At 71.9% G+C, this 15147-nt stretch carries 15 protein-coding genes, 2 pseudogenes and 1 riboswitch; of the genes and pseudogenes, 7 read left to right on the plus strand and 10 right to left on the minus strand.

All coding sequences use genetic code 11. From position 1 onward, the window contains the following. Window positions 1–22: 22 nt before the first annotated feature. Both F9278_RS48615 and F9278_RS48620 read right to left on the minus strand, forming a co-directional pair. Window positions 23–448, minus strand: a complete 426-nt coding sequence (locus tag F9278_RS48615) for an antibiotic biosynthesis monooxygenase family protein (protein WP_404819000.1) — start codon at window positions 446–448, stop codon at window positions 23–25. Then, a pseudogene (locus tag F9278_RS48620) lies at window positions 431–793 on the minus strand (RidA family protein); the annotation flags it as partial. The pseudogene F9278_RS48620 and the gene F9278_RS48615, both read right to left, overlap by 18 nt. Window positions 794–865: 72 nt before the next feature. Between F9278_RS48620 and F9278_RS02460 the strand changes: the two are divergent. Next, window positions 866–1831, plus strand: a complete 966-nt coding sequence (locus F9278_RS02460; protein ID WP_152166781.1) for a LysR family transcriptional regulator — start codon at window positions 866–868, stop codon at window positions 1829–1831. Here the strand turns inward: F9278_RS02460 and F9278_RS02465 are convergent. Both F9278_RS02465 and F9278_RS02470 read right to left on the minus strand, forming a co-directional pair. Continuing rightward, window positions 1764–2810, minus strand: coding sequence for a Nickel transporter NicT (locus F9278_RS02465; protein WP_152173645.1), 1047 nt, complete (start codon window positions 2808–2810; stop codon window positions 1764–1766). The two genes, F9278_RS02460 and F9278_RS02465, sit on opposite strands and share 68 nt — an antisense overlap. Window positions 2811–3018: 208 nt before the next feature. Beyond that, window positions 3019–3568 (minus strand): annotated as a pseudogene (locus F9278_RS02470) (ATP-binding cassette domain-containing protein); the annotation flags it as partial. Between the two features lie 155 nt (window positions 3569–3723). Then, a riboswitch (cobalamin riboswitch) is annotated at window positions 3724–3906 on the plus strand. 30 nt (window positions 3907–3936) lie between these two features. Between F9278_RS02470 and F9278_RS02475 the strand changes: the two are divergent. From F9278_RS02475 to F9278_RS02490, 4 genes are read left to right on the plus strand one after another with little or no spacing between them, the layout of a single operon-like run. After that, complete coding sequence (locus F9278_RS02475; RefSeq protein WP_152166782.1) at window positions 3937–4644, plus strand: energy-coupling factor ABC transporter permease; 708 nt, start codon at window positions 3937–3939, stop codon at window positions 4642–4644. 11 nt (window positions 4645–4655) lie between these two features. Then, complete coding sequence (locus F9278_RS02480; RefSeq protein WP_152173646.1) at window positions 4656–5111, plus strand: energy-coupling factor ABC transporter substrate-binding protein; 456 nt, start codon at window positions 4656–4658, stop codon at window positions 5109–5111. Between the two features lie 6 nt (window positions 5112–5117). Next, window positions 5118–5873, plus strand: coding sequence for a cobalt ECF transporter T component CbiQ (cbiQ, locus tag F9278_RS02485; RefSeq protein ID WP_152166783.1), 756 nt, complete (start codon window positions 5118–5120; stop codon window positions 5871–5873). 1 nt (window position 5874) lies between these two features. Beyond that, entirely contained in the window at window positions 5875–6717 is an 843-nt protein-coding gene (locus tag F9278_RS02490; RefSeq protein WP_152166784.1) for an energy-coupling factor ABC transporter ATP-binding protein, read from the plus strand. On the opposite strand, the gene F9278_RS02495 is transcribed toward F9278_RS02490, so the two are convergent. The 6 genes from F9278_RS02495 to F9278_RS02520 are packed head-to-tail and all read right to left on the minus strand — an operon-like array spanning window position 6699 to window position 11907. Continuing rightward, entirely contained in the window at window positions 6699–7568 is an 870-nt protein-coding gene (locus F9278_RS02495; protein WP_152166785.1) for an amidohydrolase family protein, read from the minus strand. The genes F9278_RS02490 and F9278_RS02495 overlap by 19 nt on opposite strands. Continuing rightward, window positions 7565–7876, minus strand: a complete 312-nt coding sequence (locus F9278_RS02500) for an L-rhamnose mutarotase (protein WP_152166786.1) — start codon at window positions 7874–7876, stop codon at window positions 7565–7567. Before F9278_RS02500 ends, F9278_RS02495 begins: the two co-directional genes overlap by 4 nt. Beyond that, window positions 7873–8892, minus strand: coding sequence for an aldo/keto reductase (locus F9278_RS02505; protein WP_152166787.1), 1020 nt, complete (start codon window positions 8890–8892; stop codon window positions 7873–7875). Before F9278_RS02505 ends, F9278_RS02500 begins: the two co-directional genes overlap by 4 nt. Continuing rightward, window positions 8889–9680 carry an SDR family NAD(P)-dependent oxidoreductase gene (locus tag F9278_RS02510; RefSeq protein WP_404818847.1) on the minus strand — a complete coding sequence of 264 codons (792 nt, stop codon included), beginning with the start codon at window positions 9678–9680 and terminating at the stop codon, window positions 8889–8891. Before F9278_RS02510 ends, F9278_RS02505 begins: the two co-directional genes overlap by 4 nt. Then, complete coding sequence (locus tag F9278_RS02515; protein ID WP_152166788.1) at window positions 9677–11014, minus strand: L-fuconate dehydratase; 1338 nt, start codon at window positions 11012–11014, stop codon at window positions 9677–9679. Before F9278_RS02515 ends, F9278_RS02510 begins: the two co-directional genes overlap by 4 nt. Before the next feature lie 23 nt (window positions 11015–11037). Next, a complete protein-coding gene (locus F9278_RS02520) occupies window positions 11038–11907 on the minus strand; it encodes a fumarylacetoacetate hydrolase family protein (protein WP_152166789.1) in 870 nt (289 codons plus the stop codon). A gap of 379 nt (window positions 11908–12286) precedes the next feature. Between F9278_RS02520 and F9278_RS02525 the strand changes: the two genes are divergently transcribed. After that, window positions 12287–13336, plus strand: a complete 1050-nt coding sequence (locus F9278_RS02525; protein ID WP_152166790.1) for a sugar ABC transporter substrate-binding protein — start codon at window positions 12287–12289, stop codon at window positions 13334–13336. 157 nt (window positions 13337–13493) lie between these two features. Beyond that, entirely contained in the window at window positions 13494–15146 is a 1653-nt protein-coding gene (locus F9278_RS02530; RefSeq protein WP_226966598.1) for a sugar ABC transporter ATP-binding protein, read from the plus strand. The last annotated feature ends 1 nt before the right edge of the window (window position 15147 follow it).

Here is a 15147-nt window from a genome sequence, read left to right on the forward strand (position 1 = left end):
ACGGGCCTTGGCGGGGTCGGGCCTACGCTCGCGTGAACCCGTGGCTGCGCTCCACCTTCGCCACGTGCAGCGTGTAGCTCTCGTACCACTCGGCGCGCCCGCGCCGCTGCGCCGCGCGGTGCTCGGCGTCGGTCCGCCAGCGGTCGAGGGCGTCGGCGTCGCGGAAGTAGCCGACGGTGATGCCCAGCCCGCCGGGGGTCTGGGCGTGGTCCATCCCCAGGTACCCGGGGATGTCCTTCACCAGGTCCTCCATGCGGGCGTTGGTCTCGCCGAAGCCGCTCCGGTCCGGGGTCCGCACCGCGGTGAAGACGGCCGCGTAGTACGGGGGTTCATAGGCCTGGACGGGCTGCGCGGTCTGGACGGGCTGCGCGGTCTGGGTGGCCCGGGTGGGCTCCTCGGAGGCACGCGGTGGCCGCGTGCGCGCGTACACCTCGATCTCGATCTTCATCCGGGGGTCGGAGAGGCCGCACACGAGCATCGTGGCGGCGGGCCGGACCTCGCCGAAGGCGTCACGCAGGACGGGCAGGCAGGGCTCGAAGTCGGACCGGTCGGGCAGCAGATAGCGCACCCGCACCACGTCGGCGAAGGAGCATCCCGCCTCGGTCAGCGTGTTCTCGATGTTGCGCAGGCACTGCTTCGCCTGCTCCACCACGTCCTCGGAGATCGTCATGGCGGTGTAGTCGAATCCGGTCGTCCCGGACACATGGACCCGGTCGCCGTCGACCACGGCGCGGGCGTAGCCGATCTCCTCCTCGAACGTCGAGCCGCTGAGGATCGCGCGTCGCTCTGTCATGCGCCGAACGCTAGGTGACCAGCAGGAATACGTCTAATACAGCATCTGGTACGGAGTGATATCTCTAGGCGTATGGAACGTCCCGAACTTCCCGTTCAGCAGGTGCACGCGTTCGTCGTGCTCGCCGAGGAACTGCACTTCGGCCGCGCCGCCGCCCGGCTGGGCATCGCCCAGCCGCCGTTGAGCCAGCAGATCCGGCGGCTGGAGGACAAGGTCGGCTTCGCGCTGTTCAGCCGGGGGCCGGGACGTGTCGCGCTCACCCCGGCGGGCCGGGAGCTTCTGCCGGCGGCCCGGCAGGCCCTCGGCGGCCTCGCGGACGGGCTGGCAGCGGCCCGGGACGCCGGCAGCGGCCGGGCCGGGCGGCTGCGGATCGGCTTCGCCGCCTCCCTCGCCCTGACCCTGCTGCCCGGCCTGCTGCGCACCTTCCGGGAACGGTTCCCCGCCGTGGAGCTGGACATCCAGGAGATGACCACCACCCCGCAACTGGCCGCGCTGCGCGAGGGGACCATCGACATCGGGCTGCTGCGCGAACCGCCCGCCGACGACACGGAACTCGGATTCTCGACCGTGCTGACCGAGCCGTTCGTGGCCGTCCTGCCGTCCGCGCACCCGCTCGCGGCGCGACGCGTCGTCCGTGTCGCGCAGTTGGCGGACCAGCCGTTCGTGCTGCTGCCCCGCGCCGTCGGCCCGTCGCTGTACGACCGGATCACCGGCGTGTGCGTCGCGGCGGGCTTCACACCCCGGGTGGCGCAGCACGCCGTGGAGTGGCAGACGGTCTGTGCCCTGGTGGAGACCGGGCTGGGCGTGTCGCTGGCCCCGGAGAGCATCCGCCGTATCCGTCTCAAGGGCGTCGCCTTCCGCGGGATCGGGCCCGGCACCCCGCGCACCCGGGTCGCCGTCGCCTGGCGGAAGGACGACCCGGATCCGCTGGTCCCCCGTCTGCTGGCCGCGCTCGATGAGGGGGTCGGTCTCAGCCCGTCGTCCACTTCTCCTCGATCCGTCCGAACCGCCACACCAGCAGGGCGACGGCCCAGGTGACGACGAACAGGCCGACGACGACATAGCCGATGACATTGAGGTCGAGGCCGGCGACCCAGTCCCAGAACGTGCCGTGGAGATGGGCCTTCTCGGCGACGAGACCGAGCAGTTCGACCGTGCCGATGAGGAGGGCGACGGCCACCGACAGGCCGGTGATGGTCAGGTTGTAGTAGACCTTGCGGACCGGCTCGGAGAACGCCCAGCCGTAGGCGAAGTTCATGAACGAGCCGTCGATCGTGTCCAGCAGCGACATCCCGGTGGCGAACAGGATCGGCAGGCACAGGATCGCGTACCAGGGCAGCCCGGAGGCGGCGCCCGAACCGGCCAGGACCAGCAGCGCCACCTCGGTCGCCGTGTCGAAGCCGAGGCCGAACAGCAGGCCCAGCGGGAACATCTGCCAGGGCTCGGTGATCGACCTCATCAGCCGTCCCAGGAGCCGGTTCATGAGGCCGCGGCTGTTCAGCCGCTCCTCCAGGGCGGCCTCGTCGAAGGTGCCCGAGCGCATCTCGCGGAACACCTTCCAGATCCCCACCATGACCACCAGGTTGATGATCGCGATCACGTACAGGAAGGTCCCGGAGACGGTGGTGCCGAGCCAGCCGGTGATGTCGTGCAGGGTGGAGTCGTCGTCTCGGACCGGTCCGGCGAGCGCCTTGACGCCGAGGGTGAGGAGGAAGGTGAGGGCGAAGACGATCGACGAGTGGCCGAGGGAGAACCAGAAACCGACCGACAGCGGGCGCTGCCCCTCACCCATCAGTTTGCGGGTGGTGTTGTCGATGGCGGCGATGTGGTCGGCGTCGAAGGCGTGCCGCATGCCCAGGGTGTAGGCGGTGACGCCCATGCCGATGCCGAAGGTCTTGCCGCCGACGCCGTAGTGCTCGGGGGCGACGATCACCACGAGCGTGAACCAGCCGATGACATGCAGCGCCAGGATGAATCCGGCCATCCCGCCGAGGCTCGCCCACTCCTTTCGGGTCAGCGAGGCGCGGATCCGACGCCAGGAGGGACCGCTCCTGGCGGTGGGGGCCGAGGCGGCGGTGTCGGTGACAGGAGCCATGGGGTGGGTGCCTCACTCGTCGTGACTCGTCGTGCGGTGTGCGTCCGGTCCAGCCCCCACAGCCTTGTGCAGTGCATGCGCAGCTGCAAGAAGGTCGCAGTAAAGCTCGTGCCACGTTTCGGTCAGGCGAGGCTCCCCCGGTGGACCGTGCGGTCGCACCAGCGCCCGAGCAGTGCGCGGTCGTGGACGCGTCGAGCATGGCGGTCATCTCGTCGCGGATCAGCCAGCGGGGGCGCGGCACCAGGGCGCGGGCGAGGCAGGCCCGTTGGAGCTGGCCGTCGCTGACCTCGTGGGGGCGGCGGGTCAGCAGGTCGGGGGGGGAGGCCGACCGTGGACGCCAGTTCGGCGACCCGGGCCGGTGCCTCCGCCCGGCGGCCGGTGGCCCTGAGGGGTTCGGCGATCAGGTCGGTGAGCCGCAGCCGGGGGTCCGCCGACAGTCCGGGCTGCCGGAAGACGACGCCGAACGCGGTGCGTTGCCGGCGCGGGGCACGATGCCGCCAGTGCCGTACGGGCTCGCCGTCGAGGGCCAGGGTGCCGGAGTCGGGGCGGTGCCGGGTGACCGCGGCCGGGCCGGCGGTGGCGGTGGCGGTGGCGGTGGCGGTGGCGGTGGCGGTGGCGGTGGCGGTGGCGGTGGCGGTGGCGGTGGCGGCATTGAAGCGCAGGCCGGGCCCCGGGGCCAAGGGCGGCCAGGTGTGCGATCGGTTCCGGCCATCCGCCGTCGGCGTGCCCAGGCTCGCGCAAGGCGTGGGAGGGGTGGGGCGTGCGCCGTGCTGTGAGCTGTTCCACGGCGCCCTCGCGCCCCTCGTCTCCGCTTGTCAGCGCCCTTATGTGGGCACTACTGTCACCACGCCTTGGTGAACGGGAAATCCGGTGTCATGCCGGTGCGGCCCTCGCCACTGTGATCGGGAAGTCCGGCTCCGGCCCTCACGGGCAGCCACTGGGTCTTCGGACCCGGGAAGGCGGAGCATGGGCGGTGGGACCCGTAAGCCAGGAGACCGGCCAAGGCGCGTCAACCATCCACGAGGTGCTGGAGAGGGTCTGCTGAGCCATGCACATAGCCGAGGGTTTCCTTCCTCCGGCGCACGCGATCGCCTGGGGCGTCGCGTCCGCGCCATTCGTCGTCCACGGAGTCAGGGCACTCACCCGTGAGGTCAAGGAGCACCCCGAGAGCACACTGCTGCTCGGTGCCTCGGGTGCCTTCACCTTCGTCCTGTCCGCCCTGAAGCTGCCGTCGGTCACCGGGAGTTGCTCCCACCCCACCGGCACCGGTCTGGGCGCCATCCTTTTCCGGCCACCGATCATGGCGGTCCTGGGCACCATCACCCTGCTCTTCCAGGCGCTGCTGCTCGCGCACGGCGGTCTCACCACGCTCGGCGCCAACGTCTTCTCGATGGCGATCGTCGGGCCCTGGGCGGGCTATGGCATCTACCGGCTGCTGCGGCGGTTCGACGTGCCGCTGATGGTCACGGTGTTCTTCGGCGCGTTCGTCGCCGACCTGGTCACCTACTGCGTCACCAGCGTGCAGCTGGCGCTCGCGTTCCCCGACCCGAGCAGCGGTTTCCTGGGCGCGCTCGGCAAGTTCGGCTCCATCTTCGCCGTCACCCAGATCCCGCTCGCCGTGAGCGAGGGCCTGCTCACGGTGCTGGTCATGCGTCTGCTGGTGCAGTCGAGCAAGGGTGAACTGACCCGGCTCGGCGTGCTCCTGACCGGCAAACGCGACCGCTCCGAGACCGAGATCGAGGCGGTGGCCCGATGAGCAGGAACACGATGACCAAGAACACGAAGATCAACGTCCTGCTGCTGCTCGTCGTGGCCGCGCTCGCCGTGCTGCCGCTGGCCCTCGGCCTCGGCGACCACAAGGAGGAGCCCTTCGCGGGCGCCGACGCCGAGGCGGAGACGGCGATCACGGAGATCCAGCCGGACTACGAGCCCTGGTTCTCCCCGCTGTACGAGCCGCCGTCCGGTGAGATCGAGTCGGCGCTGTTCGCCCTCCAGGCGGCGCTGGGCGCGGGTGTCCTCGCGTACTACTTCGGCATCCACCGGGGCCGCCGCCAGGGCGAGGCGCGGGCACTGGCCCGGCCGGACGGGACCGGGGGCACGGGAGCCGCCGGGGAGGCTGCGGCGGACCCGGTGGGCGCGACGGCCGCGCCTGCCTCGAAGGTCGCCTCCGGTGACGACAGCTCGTCCGGTGGTGCCGGGGAGTCCCCCGCCGGGCGGGTCTGACCCCGCGTGCTGCCGATCGACGCGGCGGCGCACAGCAGTCGCTGGCGCCGCCGCCATCCCGTGGACAAGGCCGTGCTCGGGCTCGGCCTCACCGTGCTGGCGATCTCCCTGCCGCCCTGGCCCGGCGCGGCCCTGGTCCTGCTGACCGCACTCGTGGTGCTGCTCGGCCCGGCCGGTGTGCCCGGCCGTCGGCTGTGGCGGGCCTACCGGGTGCCGCTGGGTTTCTGTGTGACCGGCGCGCTGCCGCTGCTCGTCCAGGTCGGCGGGCCCGACGGGTTCGTGACCCTGGCCGACGGCGGCCCGGTCCGCGCCGGGGAGCTGCTGCTGCGCACCTCGGCCGCCTCCCTCGGCGTCCTGCTGTTCGCGTTCACCACCCCCATGTCGGACCTGCTGCCGCGTCTGGTGAAGGCCGGGGTGCCCGCGCCGGTCGTGGACGTGGCTCTGGTCACGTACCGCATGAGCTTCCTCCTGCTGGACTCCGTGCGCCGGATCCGGGAGGCGCAGGCGGCCCGGCTGGGGCACACCACCCGGGCCGCGACCTGGCGTTCGCTCGCGGGGCTCGGCGCCACCGCGTTCGTCCGGGCCTTCGACCGGGCGGCCCGGCTGCAGACCGGGCTCGCCGGGCGCGGGTACGACGGCACCCTGCGCGTCCTGGTGCCCGAGGCCAGGGTCTCCGCCCGGTTCACCGCGGCCAGCGTCGCCCTGCTCGCGGCCGTCGCCGCCCTCACCCTCGTACTGGACTCGTCATGGAAAGGCCGCTGACATGAGCGAGCCCGTGCTGGTCGCCCTGCGGGGCGCGTCCTTCGCCTACGAGGACGGGCCGCCCGTGCTCGGTGATCTCGACTTCGAGGTGGCCGAGGGGCGCGCGCTCGCCCTGCTGGGCCGCAACGGCAGCGGCAAGACCACGCTGATGCGGCTGCTCAGCGGTGGACTGCGGCCCCGGACCGGCGAGTTGACGGTCGAGGGGCGGGCGGTGACGTACGACCGCAAGGGGCTGACCCGGCTGCGGACGACGGTGCAGCTGGTCGTGCAGGACCCGGACGACCAGCTGTTCGCGGCGTCCGTGGCGCAGGACGTGTCGTTCGGGCCGCTGAACCTCGGGCTGTCCGACACGCAGGTACGGGCCCGGGTGGACGAGGCGCTCGGCGCGCTCGGTATCGCGGCGCTCGCCGACCGGCCCACCCATCTGCTCTCCTACGGCCAGCGCAAGCGCACCGCCATCGCCGGCGCGGTCGCGATGCGGCCCCGGGTGCTGGTCCTCGACGAGCCGACCGCAGGACTCGACCCCGACGGACAGGAACGGCTCCTCGCCACCCTGGACGAGCTGCGGCGGTCCGGCACCACCGTGGTGATGGCCACCCATGACGTCGACCTCGCCCTGCGCTGGGCCGACGACGCGGCGCTGCTCACCCCGTCCGGCGCGCGCACGGGCCCGGTGGCCGCGATGCTCGCCCGCACCGATCTCCTCCAACAGGCCGGGCTGCGGCTGCCCTGGGGCATCGCCGTCGCCCAACTCCTGCGGAAACAAGGTCTGTTGAGCGACGAGGAGACCGGTCCGCGTACACCGGAGGAGCTGGCGGCCACCGCTCAGATCCGCAGGCCGTAGGCGCGGACGGCGGTGCCCTCGAAGACCTCCCGCTGTTCCGCCACGCTCAGCCCGGACGTCAACGAGCGGGCCGCGTCGAGGACTTGGGCATAGTCCGCCGCGAGTCGACAGACGGGCCAGTCGGAGCCGAACATCAGCCGGTCGGGGCCGAAGGCGTCCAGCACGGTGTCCGCGTACGGGACGAGGTCGGCGACGGACCAGGACTTCCAGTCCGCTTCCGTGACCAGGCCGGAGAGCTTGCAGACGGTGTTGGGGAGCGCGGCCAGCCGCCGCAGCTCCCCCGCCCATGGCTCCTGTTGGCCGGAGGCGATGGGTGGCTTCGCCAAGTGGTCAAGGAAGAAGGTGAGTTGGGGGAGGTGGGCCGCCGCTTCCACGGCGGCGGGCAGCTGGTGGGGTTTGACCAGGAGGTCGTAGGCGAGTCCCGCGTCGGCGACGGCGGACAGACCGCGCAGGACGTCCGGTCGGACCAGCCAGCGGGGGTCGGGTTCGCCCTGCACCTGGTGGCGGATGCCCACCAGACGCTCGCCACCGGGGCCTTCGCGGAGTTCGGCGAGGGTCTCGGCGACGGCGGGCGAGGTGAGGTCGGTCCAGCCGACGACCCCGGCGACCAGATCGCTGTCGGCGGCCAGCGCCAGGAACTCGGGGGTCTCCTCGGGCACGGTGATCGTCTGCACCAGGACCGTGGCGGTGACACCGGCGGCGCGCGCCTCCGGTTCCAGGTCACGGAGGGTGAAGTCGCGGCGCAGTGGGGCGAGTTCGGGTCCGGTGATCCAGTCCTGGTCGCGGACGGAGAGGTCCCAGACGTGGTGGTGGGCGTCGACGATCCCCGGGCCCGCATACGCGCCGGTCACAGGGTCCACACCGCGGGCAGGCCGGCGTCGGAGCCCTCCGCCGAGTAGTCGTGGACGACGTCGAGGAGGTCGGCCATCCGGGCCTGCCAGGCGATGTTGACCGGCAGCCCCTCCAGCTCGGCGATCATCGCCGGGTAGTCCTCGACCTCCAGCAGATGGAAGAGGTCGGTGCCACCGCGCCAGATCGTCCACTCGCTCACCCCGGCGGCACGGATGGCGGCGGTCAGTTCCTCGGGGACCTCGCGGTGGGCCGCCTCGTACTCCTCGATTCGGTCGGCGCGGACCTTGGTGTGCAGGGCGACCCTCACGACGGCTCCTTCTCTTCGAGAGGCACGGGGGTGTCCGGGGCCAGCAGCCCCTCCGCGCGCAGTTCGTCCCAGAGGGCGGCCGGGAGGGGGCGGCCGAGCAGGTCGACCGCGTCGCGCACCTCCTCGGCGGAGCGCGCGCCGGTCAGCACGGACGCCACCGCCGGGTGCGCGAAGGGGAAGGCCAGGGCCGCGCCGCGCAGTGGTACCCCGTGGCGTTCGGTGACGGCCTTCAGCCGCAGGGCGCGGTCGAGCACGGGGCCCGGCGCGGGGGCGTAGTCGTAGGTGGCGCCGGGCCTGGGGTCGGTCAGCAGCCCGGAGTTGAAGACACCGCCGATCAGCACGCTCCGCCCTCGGGCCTCGGCCTCGGGAAGCAGTTCGGCCAGGCCCTCCTGTTCGAGGAGGGTGTAGCGGCCGGCCAGCAGCACCACGTCGATGTCGGTCTCGCGCAGGAAACGGGTGGGTACGGGGCACTGGTTCATACCGACGCCGATCGCTCCGACGACACCTTCGCCGCGCAGCCGTTCGAGGGCCGGATAGGCCTCGTCGAGGGCCTGTTCGGCGTGGTCGTCGGGGTCGTGGAGGAGGACGATGTCCACCCGGTCGAGGCCGAGGCGGTCCAGGCTGGCTTCGAGGGAGCGGCGGACGCCGTCGGCGCTGAAGTCCCAGACGCGGCGGTGGGTGGCGGGGACGGCGAAGCCGTCGGCGAGGTCGTCGGCCGTCTCACCGCCCTGGCCGTCGGCGTCGTCGTGGGGCACCAGGAGGCGCCCGACCTTGGTGGAGACGGTGTACGTGTCCCGGGGGCGGTCGCGCAGGGCGGCCCCGAGGCGGCGTTCGGAGAGGCCGAGGCCGTAGTGGGGTGCCGTGTCGAAGGTGCGGATCCCGGCGTCCCAGGCGGCGTCGATCGCGGCGGCGGCCTCCTCGTCGGGCACCGGGCGGAAGAGGTTGCCGATGCCGGCGGCGCCGTACGCCAGTTCGGTGACGCGGACGGCGGTGCGGCCGAGGGTCGTGCCCCTCATGAGCCGGCCGGGCGGAGCCGGAGGCCCTGCATCCCGCCGTCGACAGCGAGGGCGGTGCCGGTGACGGAGGCGGCGGCGGGGCTCGCCAGGTAGACGATGGCGGCGGCGACCTCGTCGGCGGTGACCAGGCGGCCCATGGGCTGGCGGGCGTTGAGGGCGGCGCGTTCGGCCTCGGGGTCGTCGGCGGCGTCGAGGAGCCGGCCGACCCAGGGGGTGTCGGCGGTGCCGGGGTTGACGCAGTTGACGCGGATGCCCTCGCGGACGTGGTCGGCGGCCATGGCGAGGGTCAGGGAGAGGACGGCGCCCTTGCTGGCGGAGTACAGGGCGCGCTGCGGCAGACCGGCGGTGGCGGCGATGGAGCAGGTGTTGACGATCGCGGCATGGGAGGAGCCGCGCAGATGGGGCAGAGCGGCCCGGCTGGTGCGGACCATGCCGAGGACGTTGACGTCGAGGACGCGCTGCCACTGGAGGTCGGGGTTGTCCTCGACGGTGCCCTGGGCGCCGATGCCCGCGTTGTTGACGAGGATGTCCAGGCCGCCGAGCCGCCGGGCGGCCTCCGTGACGGCGGCCCGTACGGAGGCGTCGTCGGAGACATCGGCCTTGAGGCCGAGCAGGGGGGCCGAGGCGCCGGAGGGGTCGATGTCGAGGACGGCCACGGCGGCGCCCCGGGCGGCCAGCAGCCGTGCGGTGGCGAGCCCGATACCGGACGCGCCTCCGGTGACGATCGCGCGGAGACCTGTCAGTTCCGCCAGGTGATCCGTCATGCGTTCCGTCATGCGTTCCGTCATGCGACTTCCTCCCGTCCGGCGAGGTCGGCGGCCCAGAAGGCGCCGTCCGGGTAACGGTATTCGGCGAGCGACGCGGGGTGCATGGTCGCGGAGAAACCGGGGGTCAGCGGGGCGGCGTAGTGGCCCTCGCGCATCACCACGGGGTCGGTGAAGTGCTCGTGGAGGTGGTCGACGTACTCGATGACGCGGTCGTCGGTGGTGCCGGAGAGTGCCAGGTAGTCGAACATCGACAGATGCTGGACCAGTTCGCACAGGCCGACGCCGCCGGCGTGCGGGCAGACGGGGACGTCGAACTTCGCGGCGAGCAGCAGGATCGCCAGGTTCTCGTTGACGCCGCCGACACGGGCCGCGTCGATCTGCAGGACATCGAGGGCCTCGGCCTGGAGGAGCTGTTTGAAGACGATGCGGTTCTGGACGTGTTCGCCGGTGGCGACCTTCACCGGGGCGACGCCCCGGCGGACGGCGGCGTGGCCGAGGATGTCGTCGGGGCTGGTGGGTTCCTCGATCCAGTACGGGTCGAAGTCGGCGAGGGCCCGGGTCCATTCGACGGCCTCGCCGATGTTCCAGCGCTGGTTGGCGTCGATGGCGATCCGGACGCCGTCGCCGACGGCGGCGCGGGCGGTGCGCATCCGGCGCAGGTCGTCGGCGAGGTCGGCGCCGACCTTCAGCTTGATCTGGGTGAAGCCGTCGGCGACGGCCTGCTTGGCCAGCCGGGTGAGCTTCTCGTCGGAGTAGCCGAGCCAGCCCGGGGAGGTGGTGTAGCCGGGGTAGCCGCGTTCCAGCAGGGCGGCCTCGCGCTCGGCGCGTCCCGTACGGCCCCGGCGGAGCAGGTCCAGGGCCTCGTCGGGGGTGAGGGCGTCGGCGATGTAGCGGAAGTCGACCTGGGAGACCAGCCACTCGGGTTCGGCGTGGGCGAGCAGCCGCCACAGTGGCTGTCCGGCGCGTTTGGCGGCCAGGTCCCAGACGGCGTTGACGACGGCGCCGATGGCCATGTGCATCACGCCCTTCTCGGGGCCGAGCCAGCGCAGCTGGCTGTCGCCGATCAGGTCGCGGTTGACCGAGCCGGGGTCGGCGCACAGCTCCTCGACCGAGCGGCCGACGAGGTGGGGCCGCAGGGCGCCGATGGCGGCGACCTGGACGTCGTTGCCGCGGCCGATGGTGAAGGTGAAGCCATGGCCCTCGTGCCCGTCGCCGGCGTCGGTGCGCAGCACGACATAGGCGGCGGAGTAGTCGGGGTCCGGGTTCATGGCGTCCGACCCGTCCAGCTCCCGCGAGGTGGGGAACCGGATGTCGTAGGTGTCGACCGCGGTGATCCGGGCGGGGGGTGCAGTCACGGGGGTGCTCAAGGGGGTGCCTTTCACGCTTGGCCGAAGGTCTGGCGCTGGCTCCCGAGCCCGTCGATCTCTAGCTCGACGGTGTCACCGGGGCGGAGGTAGGGGGTGCCGGGCAGGCCGAGGGCGACTCCGGCGGGCGTACCGGTGTTGATCACGTCGCCGGGCTCCAGGACCATGTACCGGCTGAGGTACGCGACGATCTCGTGGACCGGGAAGATCATGTCGCGGGTGTGGCCGTGCTGGCGCTTGACGCCGTTGACATCGAGCCGCAGGCCGAGGTTCTGGGGGTCGCCGGCCTCGTCGGCGGTGACCAGCCAGGGGCCCATCGGGTTGAAGGTCTCACAGGACTTGCCGAGATCCCACTGCGAGGAGTACTCCAGCTGGAACTCGCGTTCGGAGACGTCGTGGCTGATCACATAGCCGGCGATCACCTCCGCCGCCTCCTCCGGTCCCTCCAGGTAGCGGGCCCGCCGTCCGATGACGACGCCCAGCTCGACCTCCCAGTCGGTCCTGACCGAGCCGCGCGGGATCAGCACCTCGTCGTAGGGGCCGACGACCGTGCCCGGGTCCTTCATGAAGACGACCGGACGGGGCGGGATCGCGGCGCCGGTCTCGGCGGCGTGGTCGCGGTAGTTCAGGCCGACGCAGACGACCTTGCCGGGGCGGGCGACGGGGGCACCGACGCGTAGGTCCCCGGTGTCCCCGGTGTCCCCGGTGTCCAACTCGGGCAGTCCGCCCGCCTCGACCGCCGCGCGGGCCCGGTCCACGCCCCCGGAGGCGAGGAAGGCGCCGTCGATGTCGGAGGCCACGGAGGACAGATCCAGCAGCCGGCCGTCCTCGGTACGGACGGCGGGCCGCTCCTCTCCCGGGGCGCCGACGCGTAGCAGTTTCACTGGGGCAGCTCCCTTGCCATGGGGTCGTACGGCCATCGAACGGCCGACGGTCATTCATCGGAGGAATGGCGCACCGTGACTTTAAGGGCAGTTCGGCGCCCTGACAACGTATTCCTCGGATGTATTTGATCGACGCCAGGCTCTGCGCGGGGCGGCGAATTCATGGTGAGCGACCTCTTGTCAGCCCCGGCAATGCCGTCGTAACGTCCTCGACGTCCGAGATACATCGGAGGAATCGCACCACCGTCACACCGAGGTAGTGGCCGTTCGCACTCCCCTGCCCGTTCACCGGTTGACCTTCTATCCCTCCCCTCCGACGCTCCGCGCATGCCTGTACCGGAGGGCGGCCTCCCTGTCCTGGCTAAGGAGAACCCCGGCCATGAAGCTCGCTCGCACCCGCTCCACCGCCGCAGCGGCCTGCGCCCTCGCGGCCCTCACCCTCCTTACCGCGTGCAACCGTGACAGCTCCTCCGGGTCGGCCGGCTCGGGCGGTGACAAGCCCGCCATCGGGATCGATCTGCCGCGCTCCGACTCGGACTTCTGGAACTCCTACGCCGAGTACCTGAAGAAGGACATCAAGTCCGAGGACATCAACGCGCTCCCGCTCAGCAACTCGCAGAACGACATCACCAAGCTCGTCGCCAACGTGCAGGTCTTCCAGAACACGGGCGCCAAGGCGGTCGTCATGGCCCCGCAGGACACCGGGGCGATCGCCTCCACCCTCGACACGCTCGCGTCGAAGAAGATCCCCGTGGTCAGCGTCGACACCCGGCCCGACAAGGGCGACGTCTACATGGTCGTACGCGCCGACAACCGGGCCTACGGCACCGAGGCCTGCGAGTTCCTCGGTGAGCAGCTCGGCGGCAAGGGCAAGGTCGCCGAACTGCAGGGCGCGCTGGACTCGATCAACGGGCGGGACCGCTCCGAGGCGTTCGCGGAGTGCATGAAGACGAAGTTCCCGGACATCAAGGTGTTCGAGCTGCCCACCGACTGGAAGGGCGATGTGGCCTCCGCCAAGCTGCAGAGCCTGCTCGCCCAGCACCCCGACCTGAACGGCATCTACATGCAGGCCGGCGGCGTCTTCCTGCAGCCGACCCTGGCCCTGCTGGAGCAGAAGGGCCTGCTGAAGCCCGCCGGGGAGAAGGGCCATATCTCGATCATCTCCAACGACGGCATCCCGCAGGAGTTCGAGGCCATCCGCAAGGGCCAGATCGACGCCACGGTCTCCCAGCCGGCCGACCTGTACGCCAAGTACGCGCTGTACTACGCCGAGGCGGCGGCGGAGGGCAGGACGTTCAAGGCCGGCAAGACCGACCATGGCTCCACGATCATCGAGATCCCGGGCGGCCTGGAGGACCAGCTCCCGGCGCCGCTGGTGACCAAGGACAACGTGGACGACAAGACCCTGTGGGGCAACAACGTCGGCTGACCGCGCCCGGACCGATGTCAGGGCCCGCGCAAGGGCCGGCGTCAGGGTCTACGCAAGGGCCGACGACCGGGCGGAGGGACGCGGCCCGTCCCTCCGCCCGTACTCCCGCTCCCGCCCGCACCCCCTCGTCACCACCCCACGAAGGACGGTATCCACCATGGCGGACACCGCGACCGCCGCGGCGAACGGCGGCGGGCACCCCGCCGGGAGTCACGCGCCGGTGGCCGAGGCCACCTGCATCAGCAAGAGGTTCGGCGCCACCGTCGCGCTGCGCGACGCCCGGATCACCATCGCGCCGGGCGAGTCGCACGCGCTGGTCGGCCGCAACGGCGCCGGCAAGTCGACACTGGTGTCCATCCTGACCGGACTGCGGCACGCCGACACCGGCACCCTGCGCTTCTCCGGCGAGGCGGCGCCCGCCGTCGGGGACATCGACGCCTGGCGGTCCCGGGTCGCCTGCGTCTACCAGAAGTCCACGATCATCCCGGACCTGACCGTCGCCGAGAACCTGTTCCTGAACCGGCAGAGCGACGGCGCGCTGCGCCCCATCCGCTGGAAGCAACTGCGCGCGCGGGCCGAGGAGTTGCTCGCCGGGTACGGCGTGGAGGTGAAGGCCGACGTGCGGGCGAGGGAACTCACCGTGGAGCAGCGGCAGTTCGTGGAGATCGCGCGGGCGCTGTCGTTCGGCGCGCGTTTCATCATCCTCGACGAGCCGACCGCGAAGCTCGACGCCCGGGGCATCAACCGGCTCTTCGACAAGCTCCGCGACCTGCAACGGCAGGGTGTCGCCTTCCTCTTCATCTCGCACCATCTGCAAGAGGTGTACGACCTCTGCACCACCGTCACCGTCTACCGCGACGCGGCCCACATCCTGACCGTGCCCGTCGCCGAGCTCGGCCATCGGGCGCTGGTGGAGGCGATGACCGGGGAGAGTACCGTCACGGCGGCGGAGACGGTGGAGAACCGGCCCCCGGTACGGTCCGAGGCCCCCGCACTCCTGACGGTCGACCACCTCACGCTGCCCGGCGCCTGCGAGGACCTCTCGCTGTCGGTGCGCGCGGGCGAGGTGGTGGGCCTCGCCGGGGCGGCGGCCAGCGGCAATGTGCGGGTGGGCGAGACGGTCGCCGGGCTGCACCGGGTCGAGCAGGGCACGATCGCGGTCCGGGGGCGGCGGGTGCGCGGCGGCAGTGTGCCGTCGGCGCTCGCGGTCGGGGTCGGGCTCGTCCCGGAGGACCGGCACCTCCAGGGCCTGGTCAACAACCGCAGTGTGGCGGAGAACGCGACGCTCACCGTCACCGACCAGCTCGGCCCGTACGGCACCGTGCTGCCCTCCCGGACCAGGGTCTTCGCCCAGCGCATGATCCGGGACCTCGACATCAAGACCCCGGGCGGCTCCACTCCCGTGTCGGCGCTGTCGGGCGGCAATCAGCAGAAGGTCGTCGTCGCCCGTGCCCTGGCCACCGATCCCCATGTGCTGGTGGCCATCCGCCCCACCAACGGGGTGGACGTCAGGTCCAAGGGGTTCCTGCTGCGCCGGATCCGGCAGATCGCCGACGGCGGCAAGGCCGCGCTGATCGTCTCCGACGAACTGGACGATCTGAAGGTGTGCGACCGGCTCGTGGTGATGTTCCACGGGCGGGTGGTCGCCGAGTTCGACCGGGGCTGGAAGGACGAACAGGTGGTCGCGGCGATGGAGGGCGTGGCCGGCCACGCCGGAGCCGCCGACACGGCAGCCGGCACCGCCGCCCCCGGGGGCGGCCCCGGCGGCGCCCGCCCCCTCCCCGACACCACCGAAGAGCACGGAAGGTAGT

This window comes from Streptomyces phaeolivaceus, from assembly GCF_009184865.1.
Lineage (GTDB): Bacteria > Actinomycetota > Actinomycetes > Streptomycetales > Streptomycetaceae > Streptomyces > Streptomyces phaeolivaceus.

Bases quoted from the DNA above. Each gene is read 5' to 3' on its own strand.
- F9278_RS02530 (WP_226966598.1), top strand. From the start codon at position 13,494: ATGGCGGACACCGCGACCGCCGCGGCGAACGGCGGCGGGCACCCCGCC.
- F9278_RS02460 (WP_152166781.1), top strand. From the start codon at position 866: ATGGAACGTCCCGAACTTCCCGTTCAGCAGGTGCACGCGTTCGTCGTG.
- F9278_RS02480 (WP_152173646.1), top strand. From the start codon at position 4,656: ATGACCAAGAACACGAAGATCAACGTCCTGCTGCTGCTCGTCGTGGCC.
- F9278_RS02475 (WP_152166782.1), top strand. From the start codon at position 3,937: ATGCACATAGCCGAGGGTTTCCTTCCTCCGGCGCACGCGATCGCCTGG.
- F9278_RS02510 (WP_404818847.1), bottom strand. From the start codon at position 9,680: ATGACGGAACGCATGACGGAACGCATGACGGATCACCTGGCGGAACTG.
- F9278_RS48615 (WP_404819000.1), bottom strand. From the start codon at position 448: ATGAAGATCGAGATCGAGGTGTACGCGCGCACGCGGCCACCGCGTGCC.
- F9278_RS02505 (WP_152166787.1), bottom strand. From the start codon at position 8,892: ATGAGGGGCACGACCCTCGGCCGCACCGCCGTCCGCGTCACCGAACTG.
- F9278_RS02525 (WP_152166790.1), top strand. From the start codon at position 12,287: ATGAAGCTCGCTCGCACCCGCTCCACCGCCGCAGCGGCCTGCGCCCTC.
- F9278_RS02490 (WP_152166784.1), top strand. From the start codon at position 5,875: ATGAGCGAGCCCGTGCTGGTCGCCCTGCGGGGCGCGTCCTTCGCCTAC.